At 38.8% G+C, this 16,586-nt stretch carries 13 protein-coding genes; 6 read left to right on the top strand and 7 right to left on the bottom strand.

From position 1 onward, the window contains the following. The coding region (locus VGE44_RS04585) for a UbiX family flavin prenyltransferase (RefSeq protein WP_331076573.1) at positions 1–527 on the bottom strand (527 nt) is incomplete at its 3' end. 565 nt (positions 528–1,092) lie between these two features. After that, positions 1,093–1,416 (bottom strand): hypothetical protein, encoded by a 324-nt coding sequence (locus VGE44_RS04580; RefSeq protein ID WP_331076572.1) that lies wholly within the window; start codon positions 1,414–1,416, stop codon positions 1,093–1,095. 339 nt (positions 1,417–1,755) lie between these two features. Here VGE44_RS04580 and VGE44_RS04575 point away from each other — a divergent pair, with 339 nt between their 5' ends. Together VGE44_RS04575 and VGE44_RS04570 are read left to right on the top strand one after the other, a co-directional pair. After that, positions 1,756–2,853: a sensor histidine kinase gene (locus tag VGE44_RS04575; protein ID WP_331076571.1), complete on the top strand. Its 1,098-nt coding sequence runs from the start codon at positions 1,756–1,758 to the stop codon at positions 2,851–2,853. A 3-nt stretch (positions 2,854–2,856) separates the two neighbouring features. After that, the gene (locus VGE44_RS04570; protein ID WP_331076570.1) at positions 2,857–3,579 is read left to right on the top strand and encodes a LytTR family DNA-binding domain-containing protein; all 723 of its coding nucleotides are present in this window, start codon (positions 2,857–2,859) and stop codon (positions 3,577–3,579) included. Positions 3,580–3,610: 31 nt separating this feature from the next. Here the strand turns inward: VGE44_RS04570 and VGE44_RS04565 are convergent, their stop codons facing one another. The 3 genes from VGE44_RS04565 to VGE44_RS04555 form a co-directional block, all read right to left on the bottom strand. Next, a complete protein-coding gene (locus VGE44_RS04565; RefSeq protein WP_331076569.1) occupies positions 3,611–4,351 on the bottom strand; it encodes a ThuA domain-containing protein in 741 nt (246 codons plus the stop codon). Positions 4,352–4,380: 29 nt separating this feature from the next. Continuing rightward, the gene (locus tag VGE44_RS04560; RefSeq protein WP_414649282.1) at positions 4,381–5,673 is read right to left on the bottom strand and encodes a DEAD/DEAH box helicase; all 1,293 of its coding nucleotides are present in this window, start codon (positions 5,671–5,673) and stop codon (positions 4,381–4,383) included. Between the two features lie 105 nt (positions 5,674–5,778). Continuing rightward, positions 5,779–7,020, bottom strand: coding sequence for a DUF2130 domain-containing protein (locus VGE44_RS04555; RefSeq protein WP_331076567.1), 1,242 nt, complete (start codon positions 7,018–7,020; stop codon positions 5,779–5,781). A 248-nt stretch (positions 7,021–7,268) separates the two neighbouring features. On the opposite strand from VGE44_RS04555, the gene VGE44_RS04550 reads away from it, so the two are divergent. After that, positions 7,269–7,964: a class I SAM-dependent methyltransferase gene (locus tag VGE44_RS04550; protein ID WP_331076566.1), complete on the top strand. Its 696-nt coding sequence runs from the start codon at positions 7,269–7,271 to the stop codon at positions 7,962–7,964. A gap of 32 nt (positions 7,965–7,996) precedes the next feature. Further along, a complete protein-coding gene (locus tag VGE44_RS04545) occupies positions 7,997–10,819 on the top strand; it encodes an alkaline phosphatase family protein (protein WP_331076565.1) in 2,823 nt (940 codons plus the stop codon). A gap of 856 nt (positions 10,820–11,675) precedes the next feature. On the opposite strand, the gene VGE44_RS04540 is transcribed toward VGE44_RS04545, so the two are convergent. Further along, positions 11,676–12,545 (bottom strand): aldose 1-epimerase family protein, encoded by an 870-nt coding sequence (locus tag VGE44_RS04540; RefSeq protein ID WP_331076564.1) that lies wholly within the window; start codon positions 12,543–12,545, stop codon positions 11,676–11,678. A gap of 69 nt (positions 12,546–12,614) precedes the next feature. Further along, positions 12,615–13,844, bottom strand: a complete 1,230-nt coding sequence (locus VGE44_RS04535) for a DEAD/DEAH box helicase (protein WP_331076563.1) — start codon at positions 13,842–13,844, stop codon at positions 12,615–12,617. Between the two features lie 305 nt (positions 13,845–14,149). Here VGE44_RS04535 and VGE44_RS04530 point away from each other — a divergent pair, with 305 nt between their 5' ends. Both VGE44_RS04530 and VGE44_RS04525 read left to right on the top strand, forming a co-directional pair. Further along, the gene (locus tag VGE44_RS04530) at positions 14,150–15,760 is read left to right on the top strand and encodes a CTP synthase (RefSeq protein WP_331076562.1); all 1,611 of its coding nucleotides are present in this window, start codon (positions 14,150–14,152) and stop codon (positions 15,758–15,760) included. Positions 15,761–15,789: 29 nt separating this feature from the next. Further along, on the top strand, positions 15,790–16,586 hold a 797-nt coding region (locus VGE44_RS04525), incomplete at its 3' end, for a YidC/Oxa1 family insertase periplasmic-domain containing protein (protein WP_331076561.1).

The following is a 16,586-nucleotide window of genomic DNA, read 5'->3' as shown; positions in this document are numbered from 1 at the left end:
ACTAAATCTATCACCCTGTTAATCACTGTTGCGGCAACTTCTTCAATAGTTTTGGGAAGACTGTAAAAGGATGGAGTTGCCGGACAAATTATCCCTCCGGCTTCGGTCACAGTTTTCATATTATTGATGTGAATCAGGCTATATGGGGTTTCCCTGACCAGCAGGATTAATTTGCGTCTTTCCTTAAGCATAACATCCGCAGAACGGGTAATCAGATCATCAGAGACACCGCTGGCTACGCGACCCAGGGTCCCCATAGAGCATGGACATACAATCATAGTATCAAAACCCGCAGATCCCGAAGCAAATGGAGCCATAAAATCACGTTTTTCATAAAACCTGAAATTATAAGATGAATAGTCCTTATTGCCGAGTTCATGTAACCAGACATCTTTGGCATTATCAGACATGATGATACCAATTTCGGAAATCTGATCCTTCAGATCCTTTAATTTATCAAATAGAACTTTTGCATAAATTGAACCACTCGCTCCTGTTACTGCAACTACAATCTTCTTCTTACTCATTGGAATTTTATGATAAATCGCACCAATACAGGTACCGGATTAATTTGCACTTATCATGAGAAAATATCTCTTTAATCAAAGTATCAAATTTCACGACAAATATCAATCAATTTAGCCGGAATGTGTCACTAAACACAAGATTCCATGCCACAATTGTGCCATAATGAGGTAAAAAAACAATCAGATTTCAATCATTTATGTCCGGTTAAAATAAAACTTCTAACCAAATGCGCTAGCTATAAATTAAAATGGGAATTTATTAACGTTTTTAAAGCATGCCTGCTGTTTTACTAAAATTTTAGGATAAGCAAAATGAGGTTCCAGCTTTCGCTGAATCCAATACTATCGGATGACATGCATTTTTTTAGTATTGGGGAGATCCTGAATTCGTCAGGATCGCTTGCCCCAAAAAGCCCCTGTAATGATATCACTCAGATTCCGGCGAAGGCCGGAATCTCCCTATTCCATCCTTCGGATTGTCATTCCAGCGAAAGCTGGAACCTCCTAAAATAATGAAATTTCATTTCAAGCATTCCCCGGACACTAGTGATTTTCAACCCGATAGCTATCGGTTGTCTCTTCTAAGCTGCCTTATAGATGCCGTAAGACTATCTCGTTCCAGTACTTTCTCATTTACAAGAGCGTAATTCAGAGCCTTGTCCAGAGACTTCCTTACCCTCTCCTTTTCAATCCTGATTCTTTTATTTTTAACTTCTTCCTGATAAATCAATTCCTCTCTGGAATTATAGAATTTGATCACCTGGATTTTAGGGCTCAGGACATTGCTTTCAACCACCCATGTTCCTTTTGATTTGTCGCTTGTGATTTCCTGAGCAATACCAACCTGAATTGAACAGAACAGAACTGCTGCTGTGAATATTTTTTTCATTTTCATTTATTTTTATTGTTTATTGATCCCCACCTGCGGGATGGATAAATTGATTATTAGAACAAAAATTTCCTTTCGGGTTTAATACTTATTTAATCGTGCCGCATTTATAATTTTAAATTTTATCCAAAATTGTATTTCGAACGATCTTGAAAAAAGAAATACCGACACAGACACCAGGAACTCATTTAAACAGTCCGAAATCATCGTTAAAGGACGCTTATCATCAAAAAAGATTCCAATAGCGCTGCCGGAGGTCGTTTATCGACAGAATTGAACTTTACATCGATAATCATCCACTCTCATTCTGCAGCATGTAATAAAAAAGTATTTTTGAGTATGAATCTCTATCACAGACTCTTAGTAAGGCCAAAACTGAGGAGGATCATTGAGCATCTAATATTCTGGATCATTGCATTGGCCTTACTCACCTTTTATTTTGGAGCAGATAAACCCAATTATCTGATTCCTTTAAGAAATAACCTCTTCTATCTCCCTGTACATATTGGCTATTTCTATTTTCTTGCCTATTATTTAATTCCTAAATATTTATACACCAGGGAGTATCTGCGATTTTTCGCATCACTTATAGGCCTTATTCTGGTCACTGGATTTTTTACACGTCTGATTGATATTTTCTTCGTGGATCCTTACCTGTTTAAAATCCAAAAAGAAATTGGGATAAAATTCACCTGGGATAAAATGGAAGGTGACTTTTTTGAAAAGCTTCAAAAACCCTACTACTTTGTCAATGCAATCAAAGGCTCAAACCTGATTGTTTGGATTGCATTAAGCATCAAGTTTTTCAAGATGTGGTATGAACGCCGGCAGGCTGCAATGGAAGCCGAACTAAACTTCCTGAAAGGACAAATCCATCCGCATTTTCTGTTCAATACACTCAATAACCTGTATTCACTTACAATACAGATGTCTCCGAAATCTCCATTTATCGTAATGGGATTATCTGATATTTTACGGTACATGCTTTATGAATGTAATACAGATTCAATCGCTTTAAAACGCGAAATAGAACTAATTGAAAGTTATATAGCACTCGAAAAGATAAGGTATGATAACCGGCTGGAATTAAACCTAAGCATCAGTGGTAATGTTGATAATATTGAAATTGCCCCGCTGCTGATGCTTCCACTGGTTGAAAATGCTTTTAAACACGGTGCTGGTGAAAAGGTAGGTGATGCCTGGATCAATATTGATCTGACTGTAAAAAGTAACATTTTAAAACTTAAAATATCAAATAGTAAACCAGAAACTATTTCTGATAACAGTGAAAAGAATAAAGGCAATATAGGTCTTGCCAATCTAAAGAAGAGACTTGAGATTTTATATCCTGATGCCTATGATCTCAAACTATTTGATGAACAGGATATGTTTCTTGCAGTTTTAGAGATACAGACGGATAAGCATATTGTTTTTTAGCGCATGAAAATAAGAACAGTGATCGTTGATGATGAACCTCTTGCAATAGAGGTCATTGAAACCTATCTCAAGAATTTCAGTGATATAGAGATCATTGCGAAATGCGGGGATGGCATACAGGCATTTAATACGCTGCAGCAAAAAAAAGCCGATTTGATGTTTCTTGATGTTAAGATGCCCGGACTTACTGGGACAGAACTTTTAAAAAGTCTGAAAAACCCTCCAAAAGTAATTTTTACAACCGCATACCATGATTATGCTGTTGAAGGATTTGAACTGAATGCCCTGGATTATTTGCTTAAACCTGTATCCTTTGACCGTTTCCTGAAAGCTATGGAGAAAGTTTATGAGCATTTTGGATTTACTTCAAGGCAGAATATTCAAACCGGGATTATGCCTTCGAGAAACCAGGATATTTATCTCTATCTCAAGGTGGATAGAAAGATGGTTAAAATAGATGTTAAAGATATTTTGTGGATCGAGAGTCAGAAAGATTACATAAAAGTTGTCTTAACAGACAGAGAATTAATCTCCAAACAGAAGATCAGCATATTGGAAGAATTATTGCCTGAAGACGAATTCCTGAGAATACACCGTTCCTTTATTATTTCAATGAATAAGATTGAAAGTTTTAACTCCAGTAAAATCGAGATAGATGGCAAGGAGTTACCTATCGGCAGAAATTATAAAAACGATTGCCAAAGACGTTTGAATCAGTATGGATAAACTGTTGCTTTGGGCTTTGGGCTGTCAGCTTTCAACTTGTAAATCTCTTTCTTCCCATAGCATACCGAATCCCTTCCAATATATGCTTAAGAAACAAAGGGTCTGTATATTTTTCATCAGCATGACCCAGTGCTGTATAAAAAGATCTTCCCCCCTCAAATTCGCGGTACCATGCCATTGGATGAAAAGAGCCATTGGTTCCTCCTTTGTAAGTACTTTCATCAACACTGATTAGTACTCTAATATCATTGCCGATACTCTTAAAATTATAAAGTTCTTCCTTAATATTCCACTTTTTTGGAAGATGTCTCGTGGATCGGTTTTTCCTGTCAAGTACATTGAAAGTAGCAAACTGTTGTACCGGGTGGCCATTAAATATTGCTCCTACGAGTTTACCATACCAGGGCCAGTTATATCCCCCGGCCGAGGCACCATGAATACCCATGTAGCCACCTCCAGCATGGATATAATTTTCAAATGATCTTTGCTGCACACTATCCAGCATATCCCCTGAGGTGCTTAAAAACACTACTGCATCGTATTTTTTCAGGCTCTCAACAGTAAACAGACTTGCATCAGAACTAGTGTCGGTTTGAAATTTAAATTCCTTTCCTAGTTTGGTAATAGCAGCAATCCCTGCCGGAATGGAAGCATGTTTGTAGGCTGCGGTCTTGTAAAATAGCAGGATCTTTTGGGGATGCTTCTGTGCTTTGAGATCAGAAGCAAAGATCCAGGATAATACCATTAAAAATGCCAGGATAATTTTATTCATAAAATTGATTTTTGAAACGCAGATTGAAATTATCTGTTCTTAAATTTCATTTTCGCCTTTTCCCTCGAACTGTAATTATAATCTTTAGCATTACTTTCCTTTTTGGGATGAAAAGCTGCTCCACTCAGTGTTTCAGTATCCTGAGTGATCTTTGTGGTTTTGACAGCCTTTTTGGGTTTGTCTTTTTCAATGACAAGATCTTCAGGCAGCTCTGCAATTGGAAGAATCTTACCAATAGCCAGTTCAATCTTCTTAATCAAAGCAAGTTCAATATCCGTTGAAAAACTGAGGGCCATTTGTTCGTTCTCAGCATTTGAACTATTCTTGACTATCCTGCCGACAAATGTCTCGACATCTGCAGGTATTTCAAGGTGAAAAATAAAAGGGATTCCATCGAGCTGAATTGATTCTTTCAGATCATCTGCAATAAGCAATATTCTGGCATCATCTGTTTGCTTAAAATCATCGATCAGATCAAAACCGGGATGATCAAAGAATAATGGCTTATAAATCGCAATATCCTTGTCGAGGTATTTAAAAAGGCTCTTGAATACTTTTTCTGCTGTAAGTCTGGTATTGACGAACACAACTGCTTTACTGAAAACATCCTTATCCCTGAGGAGAAGATTGAGCAAATTTACCTTTGTCTTGAAATCAGGTACTTTATAAAGCAATTGATCAATAGTCTCTAATTTAGGTTCACCCAGATCATTCACTTCGATCAAAGCCGGCTGATTCATGAACTGATCGATCAGAAGATGCAGTTTATCATGCAGAACCTCAGTAAATACCAGATGCTGGCATTTAACAATACTTCTGGCTAGTTCTGCTACAGGCAATTGCATCCCACGTTTAACGATCTCTGCGGCATCATCGACAATGAACATGATAATCTTGTTCAGATTCAATCCGAGTTTGAGGTAAATTGCCCTTGCCCTGTCGGGAGTGGCAACCACAATATCAGCCCCATCTGCAAGAGCATCCATCTGCGACTCCATCCCTCCTTCTGAATATAATCCCACTATCCGGATGGTCTGATTCCTGTTTAACAGTTCAAACCGCTCAACGACAGCTAATACATGATCTTTATCCGGAACCAGAACCAAAGCGCGTGGTGCTTCCTCCAGGCCGTATTTTAAGCGCATTAACGATCCAAGAACATAGGCTGTTGTCTTCCCCGAACCTTCAGGTGCTACTGAAATCACATCCTGTCCACCCAGAATGCGCGACATCGTTTTAAGCTGAATTTCTTTGGGACCTAAATAACCCGCATCAGTCATCGCTCTGACCAAGGGCTTACTCAGCTTTAATTTCTCTAACAAGACCATGCAAACAGATTTTTTATTTTGAAATGCAAAGGTAGTGGTTAGTATTGAGTAGTTAGTATTGAGTATTGAGATATTAAAATCTATAACTTAAAAAACATCCTACTCTAGCAGCAAAGGATCTTCCTCCTCACCCGTTAAACTCAGCGAAATCGTATCAGCCCCGGCAATCCCTTCAATAGAACCCTTAATACTTGATGCATTCAGCAAGACCTTATCCAGTTGCTTTTCGCGCATTTTCCACATTTTCTCCATCGCATCACGCTCCCGGTGGATGGATAAGCGCATACTCATATAACCTTCACGAATGGCTTTCCATTGTTCTGAGAATTCAGTCCCGGTCAGATAATCATAAAGCATATGCATTTTATCACCACGGTTTTCCTGAGATTTGGAAGAATTATAAAGTCTCAGAATACCATCTCTTAAAACATAGGCCACAGCCTTTACTTCCTCAAAAGAACAGATCCAGACACCATCCCGCTCTCCAAAACAGTTCATGCCTTTAGGATAAGTTTGGGTTACAATTACTGCAACATCAACTCCCTCTTTACGCATGTCTTTTTTAAGTTTATCTATCCAGTCGTTCGCAAAATCTTTGGTGCGTTTACTTTCATAAATAATCTTACCGCAATCCTGGCCAAATTTATTCCTGACCACCTGGATACAATCTGCTCCACGAACTCCCTTACCTACTTCTCCTATCTGGTCGAATGGGAATGTAACCCTCAACACTTCCTCAAGAATCAATTCCTGAACCTCTCCCTGTAGCTGCATAGAGCCTTGTTCGGCTTTGCGGCGCATTTCATCTACCAGCTTCTTCTGATCTTCCAATTGCTTCTCAAATTCCTTTATCCGCAATTGATGTTCAGTTTCCTTCAACTGATTTTTTTCAAGTTCCTGCTTCTTGATCTGTTCAACAATCTGATTCCGCTCGGCCTGCATTTTCCGCTGAATCTCGATCTCCATCTCTTCCGCTCTCGTTTTAAGTTCCTGCTCCTTCTTTAAAAACTCCAGCTCCTTCTGCCCTGCCAGCTTTAATTTTTCCTGATTTTCTTTATTAGCATTCTCTAAAAAGTTCAGTTTGTTCTCAAAATCAACAGCAATACTTTTTCGAACCGCTTCTTCAAGATTGATTTTTTCCTGTGCCAGCTGCTGTTCAAACTTAACAGAAAGCGCTTTTTGCTGAACCTTAAAATCCTCTTCCTTCCTGAGAAATTCCTCATCCTTCTTCTTCTGCCAGGCAATCATCTTATCCCGCAATTCCTGTTCATATTCCTTACCAATGGCTTCCTCAAGTGGAAACGAGTGACCGCAGGATGGGCATTTTACTTCTGTTGACATATATTCCGGTTAAATATTCAATTTATGATTTTTATCCTCTGGAAATTTATTAAGCAATTTACTAATTTTATTAGTATTTCAAATAAATTGATAAGCTAAACAATTAACAGAAACATAATCTTATGAAAATTCAATAAAAATTAATTTAGAACAATTCATAAGGAGTATTTTTATCCAATATTAGAAAAAATTGACGAAGTCAGGATTAAGAATCAATTTTATCGAATTGATTCTGTGACATAATATAAATGGATATCTACGGACAGGCATTATTGGATCAGTACCGGGGCAAATTAAAGAGTAAACTCTGGCTGTACAACAGCTACGGGCATCCCGAAGATATGCCTGTTGATATTTTCTTCAGACCTGAGGCAGATATGCCCGAAATGGAGATCATTGCAATGGATATGTGCAGGGGAAAGACCCTCGATATTGGTGCAGGAGTTGGCAGTCATGCACTGATTCTGCAGTCTAAGGGAATTGATGTTACTGCACTGGAAATCTCTTCAAAAGCCTGTGAAATAATGAAACACAGGGGTGTTAAAAAGGTTATTAATACAGATATACTGCAATATGATTCTGAAAAATATGATACCATATTGTTGCTAATGAATGGTATCGGGCTCTGCAAAGACATACCTGGTCTGCGCTATTTTCTGGACTATATAAAAGATTTATTAATGCCCGGAGGACAGCTTATTTTCGATTCATCTGATATTGCTTACCTCTATAAACCTGATGAATTTATATCCAGTAATTATTACGGTGAAATATCATATCAATATGAATATCAAAAAGTTAAAGGAAATTGGTTTAAGTGGTTATATGTTGATTTCGAGACCTTAAATGCAATAGCAGAAAAAGGCGGATGGGAGTGTGAAATGATCTATGAGGACGATATGGATCAGTATCTTGTCCGTTTGATACTCAAGTCAGACAAATGATTTTTTATATTTTGCATTCCAAATAAAGATTTATGAAATCCAAATTTACCGGAGCCTGTTTCAAATATATTTTAAAAACAGCCTTTACTTCATTATTGATTGTTTGTTTAACTAATATCTTATTTGCCCAGCAAAGAGATTATATAATTTCTGCGCCTGCCGGAGATGAATATGTGACAATCAAAAAGGAAGGCAAGACTGTTATTCCTAATGGCCGGTGTATAAGTCCGCTGGGAAAAACCCATATGGTTGCCCCTCACCCCTACGGACTTGCGATAAGTAGTGATGGAAACATTGCAATCACAGCAAATTCAGGAACCAGCCCTATCTCAATTAGTATTTTAAAAAATATTCTTTCAGATAACCCACAAATCACCCAGATACCAGAAAACCCCAAGGGCGATACCGGAATTCTTGAATCTGCATTTATGGGTTTGGTGATCTCGCCGGATAATAAAGTAGTCTATGTTGCAGGCGGGCAAAGCAATAAAGTTTACAAATTTGATATTGCAAGTGGAAAAGCTTTAGGAGCGATCAATTGCAGTTTTAAAAACAGCCAATTTGATTATTCACATGGATATATTGGTGATATGGTCGGTTCGAAGGATGGGCGCTATCTTTATGCAGTAGATCAGATTGGTTTCAGAATGATCACGATAGACCTGCTCCAGGAAAAATTGATTTCTTCAACTCCTGTTGGGCGTTACCCATTTGGAATAAGCCTTTCAAAAGATGAAAAAACAGTCTATGTAGCCAATGTAGGCATGTTTGAATACAGTTATATCAGGAAGAAAGTAAACGGTATCTGGAAAAGGGGTTCAATAGATGCTCCCGCTTTTGCCTATGATACACCTGAAGCTGAAAAAGGAATTGAGACTGATTCTGTTCAGGTCCCGGGACTTGGCACTGTGCAGTCGGAGAAAGCATTTTCAGTATGGGCTTTACAGGTCAAAGATCCGCTTAAACCGGTTGTAATTGCAAAGATAAAGACAGGGAACATGATAGGGCAAATGGTTGATGGAATTCCTGCAGTTGGGGGTTCAAGTCCTAACTCGATAGTTATTGCCGGAAATTATGTATTCATCAGCAACGGGAACAATGATAATATTACGGTACTCGACAGCCGGAAACAAAAGATTGTAAACCATATTAAACTTGCCCCTGAAGAACGTTTAAGCAAGATAAGAGGAATTATTCCTTTCGGACTTGCAGTTTCACCGGATGAAAAGCGGGTTTACGTTGCTGAGTCAGGAATTAATGCCATAGCCGTTATTGACGTTCCTACGTTAAAAGTTATTGGACATATTCCTGCCGGGTGGTTCCCTGCAAAATTAAAAGTATCGCCCGATAACAAAAAACTGATCATCTCTAATGCTAAAGGATTCGGAAGTGGTCCAAATGGAGGGGAAACCTTTAAAAGTGGACCCGCAGGTTCATATATCGGTAGTCTGATGTTTGGTTCAGTACAGGTTTGTGACATCCCTGATGATAAGGATTTGGGAGAGTTAACCAGGAAAGTCATTGAGAACAATTTCATGATCAGAAAGGCATCCGATTCTTCCTTTTCCTGGAGAAGTAATAATCCTGTTCCTCTTTTCCCCGGACAAAAAGATTCCCCAATTAAACATATTGTGTTCATTTCTAAGGAGAACCGAACTTATGATGAAGTTTTTGGTCAGCTAAAAAACGGAAATGGCGATCCTTCTATTGCAAGATATGGAGAAGGTGTAACATTCAGTAACAGTAAAGGTACCGCTACAGTTGAATCGGCTTCGGTAATGCCCAATCATCTGAAACTTGCAAGAACTTTTTCATTTAGTGATAACTTCTATGTTGATGCTGATGTATCTGCCGACGGACATCGCTGGCTTGTAAACACCTATCCCAACCAATGGGTTGAGGCAACAACTGCTGCAGGATATGGCTCAAACCGAACGTATCGCAGTGATTCGAATGCACCCGGAAATCTTGGGATTAACGGTTCGGCAGGTGCAATTTATCCGGAAGATTATAATGAGGCCGGTTCTATGTGGGAGCATATGGCAAGAAATAAGATAAGCTACTTTAACTTCGGCTTTGGGGTAATGTTCGAGCCTGGCGATTATAAGGATCATTACAAATACGGCGGAATAAAACACCTCGCTAATTATCCAATGCCTAAACCTTTGTTTGCGCGCACATCATACACCTACCCGACCTATAACATGGCCATTCCTGATCAATTCAGGGTAAGTGTTTTTGAAAAGGAGTTTAATGAAAAATGGGGAATTGGTAAAGAGGCAATGCCTTCTGTTTTGACTGTTATACTTCCTAATGATCATGGTGCAGCAGAACGCCCGGAAGCGGGTTATCCTTTCAGAGAGAGCTATATGGCTGATAATGATCTTGCTGTAGGCCGGATTGTTGAATTCTTATCCAACACACCCTACTGGAAAAATATGCTGATCATCATTACAGAAGATGATGCCCAAAATGGCGTTGATCATGTTGATGCTCACAGGAGTGTCCTGATGGTGATCTCGCCTTATACCCGAAAAAACTACTCAAGTCATACTCACACGAGCTTTGGAAGTATATTTAAAACCTTCTGGAATATTTTAGGCATTCCCTACCTCAACCAATATGACGCTGGTGCCAGCGACCTGGCAGATATGTTTACTGATGTTCCTGATTTCACACCTTATAAGGCCATACCTGCCGACAGCCGATTTTTTGACCCTCAGAAAGCTCTTGATCCCTTTGATGAGAAATGTGACTGGAAAGCCCTTAAAGAAGGTCCGGAGATGGATAATATGAAGGACATGATCCGTGAAAGCAGGAAGCAGGACAGGCAAAGGTTATCGAAAAAGGAATAAGATTATTTGGATTATTTGTTTCAAAACCAGCGGAATTCCTTGTTGTGTTTTAGGCATTTAGGAGCTATATTTAGTATAGGATTAAAATTGTTTTGATTTCAACATGAGCTTGATTATAAAATAGGGTTATAATTATCCGGATAAGGCTTTGGAGCCAAATATTTGATTTTGGAAAGCAATACCAGTGTGTTATAGGCTAGTTCAGCCCTTTCCTCCGTAGTAGTTCCGGCAAGAAATCGCGTTGGATTTAAAATTACGACTAGCCGGAAGCTACTTACTCCGGCAAGGTTTATTTTACCCGGAGCTGTGTTTCATAGGGAAGGGCAGCCCGGAGTTGCTGGTGCACACCTGCCCTGCGTTTCATGAATTAAATGAACAAACACACGCGATACGGGTGCGCTCTATGTCATTATTTAAGAGTTGGGAGGTTCCAGCTTTCGCTGGAATGACAAATCAGGTGGGATATACGGGGGATTCCAGCCTTCGCTGGAATCGGATTAGGCTACCTACTAATTTAAAGAACTAAGCCACAGCAAGATCATGCCAATAGAGGTTTCTTTTTGATAAATTTATTTTCTCATGCCCCTTTCCAGGCATTTAAAAAGATAAAAAATCATTAAAATCTCTACAGTATTTATTATCGGTTTTAGCAGTTCGATTCCAGCGAAGGCTGGAATCTCCTCACCCATAAACAACGCTTGTCATCCGATAGCTATCGGATCTCGCGAAAGCGAGAACCTCCACTAACAAATCTTGCAAAATGGGATATAAGTGGACTTTAATCTCCTCACCCACAAACAACGCCTGTCAACCGATAATTATCGGTTCTCGCAAAAGCGAGAACCTCCACTAAAACCTAATTTATCCCAATTGTAAAACTGCATTCAAAAACTTTAGACGTTTCCAGTTTTTGAATTCCGTCCTTTTGTGAAAACTCCCTGAGTTCACCAGCGCTATCGGCATATCCTAGCCAGGGTTCGATGCAAACGAATGGTGCATCAGGAGCCGCCCATATCCCCAATGAACTAAAATCTTCATAGGAAACAGATACAAAATTGGGTGATTGATGATTTCTGATCAGTACTTCTTTAGAAAGTAGTTCTTTGAATACGAGCGCACCATCGCTGAATAATTCTTTACTAAGGTTCAGTCTCCTATTGTCCAGGTATACCTGTTCTGTTTTACCTGTAAAAAAACCTGTATCATTAAAGAGGTGTTTAACTAATACTTCATCCTGATCAAATTCAATATAATAATCGTCATATGCTCCATCCTTAGAAAATGGAATATTGAAAGCTGGATGTGCACCAATGGAAAAGAAGATAGGTTTATTATCCTTATTAATCACTTTGTAAACAATAGTAATCTCGGTATCCTGTAATTGATAAAATACCTGGAATGAGAATTTATAGGGATATACAGCTAAAGTGTTTTCAGAATAATCAAGAGTAAAAACAGCATGAGCAGCTGAACTCTCTGATAAAACAAATTCGGAATGCCTTGCAAAACCATGTCTTTGCATTGGATATTTTATTCCGTCAATTTGAATCTGATTATTAATACAGTTTCCAACTACCGGAAACAGGTTGGGTGCATGGAATGCCCAGATTGATGGTTCAGCCTGCCACAAGTATTCCAGGCCATTAATTTTATTGGATATAGAACATAACTCAGCTCCTTTATTAAGGATACCTACAGACAGGAATTCATTTTCCAGAACATGCATTACAGGTATAATTTAATACAAAATTAAGCAGAATCATTTTGAAAATTACCAATCCAGAAAAAATCTGAACTATGCCTGTTTTCTGTTAACCCATACCTTTTTCTTATTCCTGCCATTACGGTTATTTCCACCGCCTGATGGTCTCTTCATTCCCGGACTATAAACAGGTCCTTCCCCTAATTCTTCAGGCAAAGTCATTCTTGGTATTTCCCGGCCAATCAGGTTTTCAATGAAGGAAAATTTGCGCTGGTCTTTTTCGTTCACAAATGTTATGGCAGTACCAGTAGTTTCTGCTCTGGCCGTTCTTCCTATACGGTGAATGTAATCTTCCGGATCAGGTGGAACGTCGAAATTAATGACAAGACTGATTCCCTCCACATCTATTCCCCTGCTCAATACATCAGTACCAATAATCACGGGCAATGTTCTGCTTTTAAAGGCTCTCAGGACTGTTTCACGTTGTTCCTGCTCCAGATCAGAATGGAAAGCTTCTGATTTGATTCCCTCTTTTCTAAGGGTTCTGTTAAGGTCTTTTACAGTTTCCTTTCTTGAACAAAAAATAAGGACACTTTTGTATTCTCCGCCTTTAAGAAGGGTGCTGATTAGTTTTATCTTTTGATTATCATAAACCATGTAAACCTGTTGGGAAATACCCGCAGCAGGTTGTGATAATGCAATATTGATCTGCTCAGGATTCTTTAATATTGTATTTGCGAGTGTTCTGATCTTTGGAGGCATCGTAGCCGAAAAAAGCAAAGTCTGTCTTTCTTTTGGCAGATTACTGATGATCCTTAAAATATCTTCATAGAATCCCATATCAAGCATGCGATCAGCTTCATCCAAAACCAGATACTGAAGATGATCCAACTTAATTACACCCGATGCCAGATGGGCAATTAATCGTCCCGGGGTAGCAATCACAATATCAACCCCATCCATCATTGCCCTACGTTGTTGTTCGTAAATCATACCATCTCCCCCGCCATATACGGCTATGGAACTAATACCTGCAAAATAGGCCAGGCCTTCAACCTGCTGATCAATTTGTTGTGCCAGTTCCCTTGTAGGAGCCAGAATCAGTGCTTTGGTATATTTCTTTTCAGAAATACTGATATGCTGCAGAACTGGTAAGAGATAGGATGCTGTCTTACCGGTACCGGTTTGGGCACAAGCGATAAGATCTTTATGATCGAGAATAAGTGGAATTGCCTGAGATTGAATTGGGGTGGGTTTAACATAACCCATACTTTGAAGTCCTTCAAATAACTGAGGATCAAAATTGAAATCGCTGAATGTCAAGATGAAATATTAATATTTAAATAAACGCAAAAATAGGTAAAAGAATTGACAATGGACAGTTGACAGTTGACAATGGACAGTTGACGGGTAGTTGTATTTTACGACAATCTCTTAATTATCAACTGTCAACTGTCAACTGTCAATTAAATCCACTTATTAACACCACCCAATTTCTCAACAAATAATATAATTATCAAAAAATATCCTACTTTTGAATCCCGTACAAAACGATGTTTTTTATTAGTTGAGACAAGGTTTAAAACCAATCAAATAATAAAGCATTCTTAGCAAATCCTTCAGATATCATGACCAAATACATTTTTGTTACGGGCGGCGTTACTTCGTCGTTAGGAAAAGGTATTATTTCCGCTTCTCTGGCTAAACTTCTTCAATCAAGAGGTTACCGGGTAACCATCCAAAAGTTCGATCCTTATATCAATATCGATCCGGGAACTTTGAACCCTTATGAACATGGCGAATGTTATGTAACTGAAGATGGTGCTGAAACAGATCTTGATCTGGGTCATTATGAGCGCTTTCTGAATGTTCCAACTTCAAAGGCTAACAATATTACTACCGGTAGAATTTACCAGAATGTGATCAACAAGGAACGTGAAGGAGCATATCTGGGTAAAACAGTACAGGTAGTTCCACACATCACCGATGAGATCAAGCGCAATATGAAAATATTGGGCGAAACAGGTGATTATGATATTGTAATTACGGAACTGGGAGGAACTGTTGGCGATATCGAATCGCTTCCTTTCATTGAAGCTGTGCGTCAGTTACGTTGGGAACTTGGTTCGAGTAATTCTTTGGTCATCCACCTTACACTAATTCCATATCTGGCCGCTGCAGGTGAGTTAAAAACCAAACCCACACAGCACTCTGTTAAGATGTTACTTGAATATGGAATTCAGCCTGACATTTTAGTTTGCCGTACCGAACATCATATTCCACAGGAATTACGAAAGAAAATAGCACTTTTCTGCAATGTAAATATCAATGCGGTTATTGAGTCTATCGATGCATCAACCATTTATGATGTACCACTTTTAATGCTTAAAGAGCAGCTTGACAAAACCGTTCTGAGCAAATTAAAGCTCCCAAATAAAAACGAACCTGATCTGGAAAACTGGAAAGATTTCCTGGGCAGACTTAAAAATCCGACTGCAGAAATTAATATTGGGTTGGTAGGAAAATATGTTGAACTTCCTGATGCCTATAAATCGATAACCGAGGCATTTATTCATGCTGGTGCAAAAAATGAATGTAAAGTAAGAGTGAAGTCAATACACTCTGAAAATATCAGCGCAGAAAATGTTGCTGAAAAACTAAAAGGGCTTGATGGAGTTTTGGTTGCTCCGGGATTTGGGAGTCGTGGTATTGAAGGTAAAATTGAAGCCATCAAATATGTCAGAGAGCATCAGATTCCTTTCTTTGGAATCTGTCTGGGTATGCAATGTGCTGTGATTGAATTTGCCCGCAATGTTCTGGGGCTTAAGGACGCGCACAGTATTGAGATGAACGAGAATACTAAAGATCCGGTAATCTCAATGATGGAAGAACAGAAAAAGATTAAAAATAAGGGCGGGACAATGCGACTGGGTTCTTATACATGTGATCTGAAAAAAGGAAGCAAATCAGCTGCAATTTACGGAAAGAGTCGTATTACTGAACGTCACCGTCACCGCTATGAGTTCAACAATTCCTATTTACAACAATTTGAAAAAGCAGGAATGATCGCATCAGGTATCAATCCTGAAAACAATCTGGTTGAAATAGTAGAATTAAAAGACCACCCATTTTTTATTGGTGGCCAATTTCACCCTGAATTAAAATCAACAGTTGATAATCCTCATCCACTTTTTGTTAACTTTGTCGCCGCCGCTTTAAGCTACTCTAAAAAGAGGTAAAGCATTTTAGCAATAAAGCCTAAAAAATAATGGATAGAAATACTTTCACAGGACTCTTTTTGATATTAATCATATTAGTTGGGTCAACTTATCTGATGCAACCCTCTGATGAAGATATCAAAAGAGAAAAAGCCAAACAAACTCAGGATTCTCTAGCAAGGGTAACAAAAAATGAAGCTGCACCGGCAGTAGCTTTGCCCGATACTGCAAAAGTTGTTACAGCACCGGCAATTGATTCAACCCTAATAAAATCCGGTCCGTTCGGGGCGGCTCAGTCAGGAAGTAATGAACCTGTTATCCTTGAAAATGAATTCTTAAAGGTTAGAATCAGTCCGAGAGGCGGAAGAATTGCCTCAGTAGAGTTGAAGAACTTTAAAACCTATACACAGGAGCCTTTGATCATGTTCGAAGGTGCAGGAAATAAGTTCGGTTTGATCTTTGGATCTGCAGGACAGAATATTAATACAAACGATCTCTATTTTGTTCCATCCGGCAAGTCATTAAGCGTTGCTAAATCTGATTCTTCATCATTGACGATGAGGTTAACTCATTCTGAAGGAAAATACATAGACTATATCTATAGCCTGAAAGGCGAGAGTTACAATGTAGGACTGACGATTGCAACAACAGGTATGCAGGATGTGGTAGCACCTACTCAACAACACATTACACTAAACTGGGAATCTGTTCTTAAACAAAAGGAAAAAGATCTGCCGGGCGAACAAAAATATTCAAGTGCTTATTACAAACAGGGTGATGAAAGTATTGATAATTTAAGCCTTTCAGAATCAGAAACAAAAGCATTGAACGAAGGAAAGATCAAATG

The organism is Daejeonella sp., from assembly GCF_036405355.1.
In the GTDB taxonomy this organism is placed as follows: domain Bacteria; phylum Bacteroidota; class Bacteroidia; order Sphingobacteriales; family Sphingobacteriaceae; genus Daejeonella.
Note: the sequence above shows the minus strand (reverse complement) of the source record. Positions and strands in the feature narration are given on the sequence as shown.

Bases quoted from the DNA above. Each gene is read 5' to 3' on its own strand.
- VGE44_RS04580 (WP_331076572.1), bottom strand. From the start codon at position 1,416: ATGAAAAAAATATTCACAGCAGCAGTTCTGTTCTGTTCAATTCAGGTT.
- VGE44_RS04575 (WP_331076571.1), top strand. From the start codon at position 1,756: ATGAATCTCTATCACAGACTCTTAGTAAGGCCAAAACTGAGGAGGATC.
- VGE44_RS04570 (WP_331076570.1), top strand. From the start codon at position 2,857: ATGAAAATAAGAACAGTGATCGTTGATGATGAACCTCTTGCAATAGAG.
- VGE44_RS04565 (WP_331076569.1), bottom strand. From the start codon at position 4,351: ATGAATAAAATTATCCTGGCATTTTTAATGGTATTATCCTGGATCTTT.
- VGE44_RS04555 (WP_331076567.1), bottom strand. From the start codon at position 7,020: ATGTCAACAGAAGTAAAATGCCCATCCTGCGGTCACTCGTTTCCACTT.
- VGE44_RS04550 (WP_331076566.1), top strand. From the start codon at position 7,269: ATGGATATCTACGGACAGGCATTATTGGATCAGTACCGGGGCAAATTA.
- VGE44_RS04545 (WP_331076565.1), top strand. From the start codon at position 7,997: ATGAAATCCAAATTTACCGGAGCCTGTTTCAAATATATTTTAAAAACA.
- VGE44_RS04540 (WP_331076564.1), bottom strand. From the start codon at position 12,545: ATGCATGTTCTGGAAAATGAATTCCTGTCTGTAGGTATCCTTAATAAA.
- VGE44_RS04530 (WP_331076562.1), top strand. From the start codon at position 14,150: ATGACCAAATACATTTTTGTTACGGGCGGCGTTACTTCGTCGTTAGGA.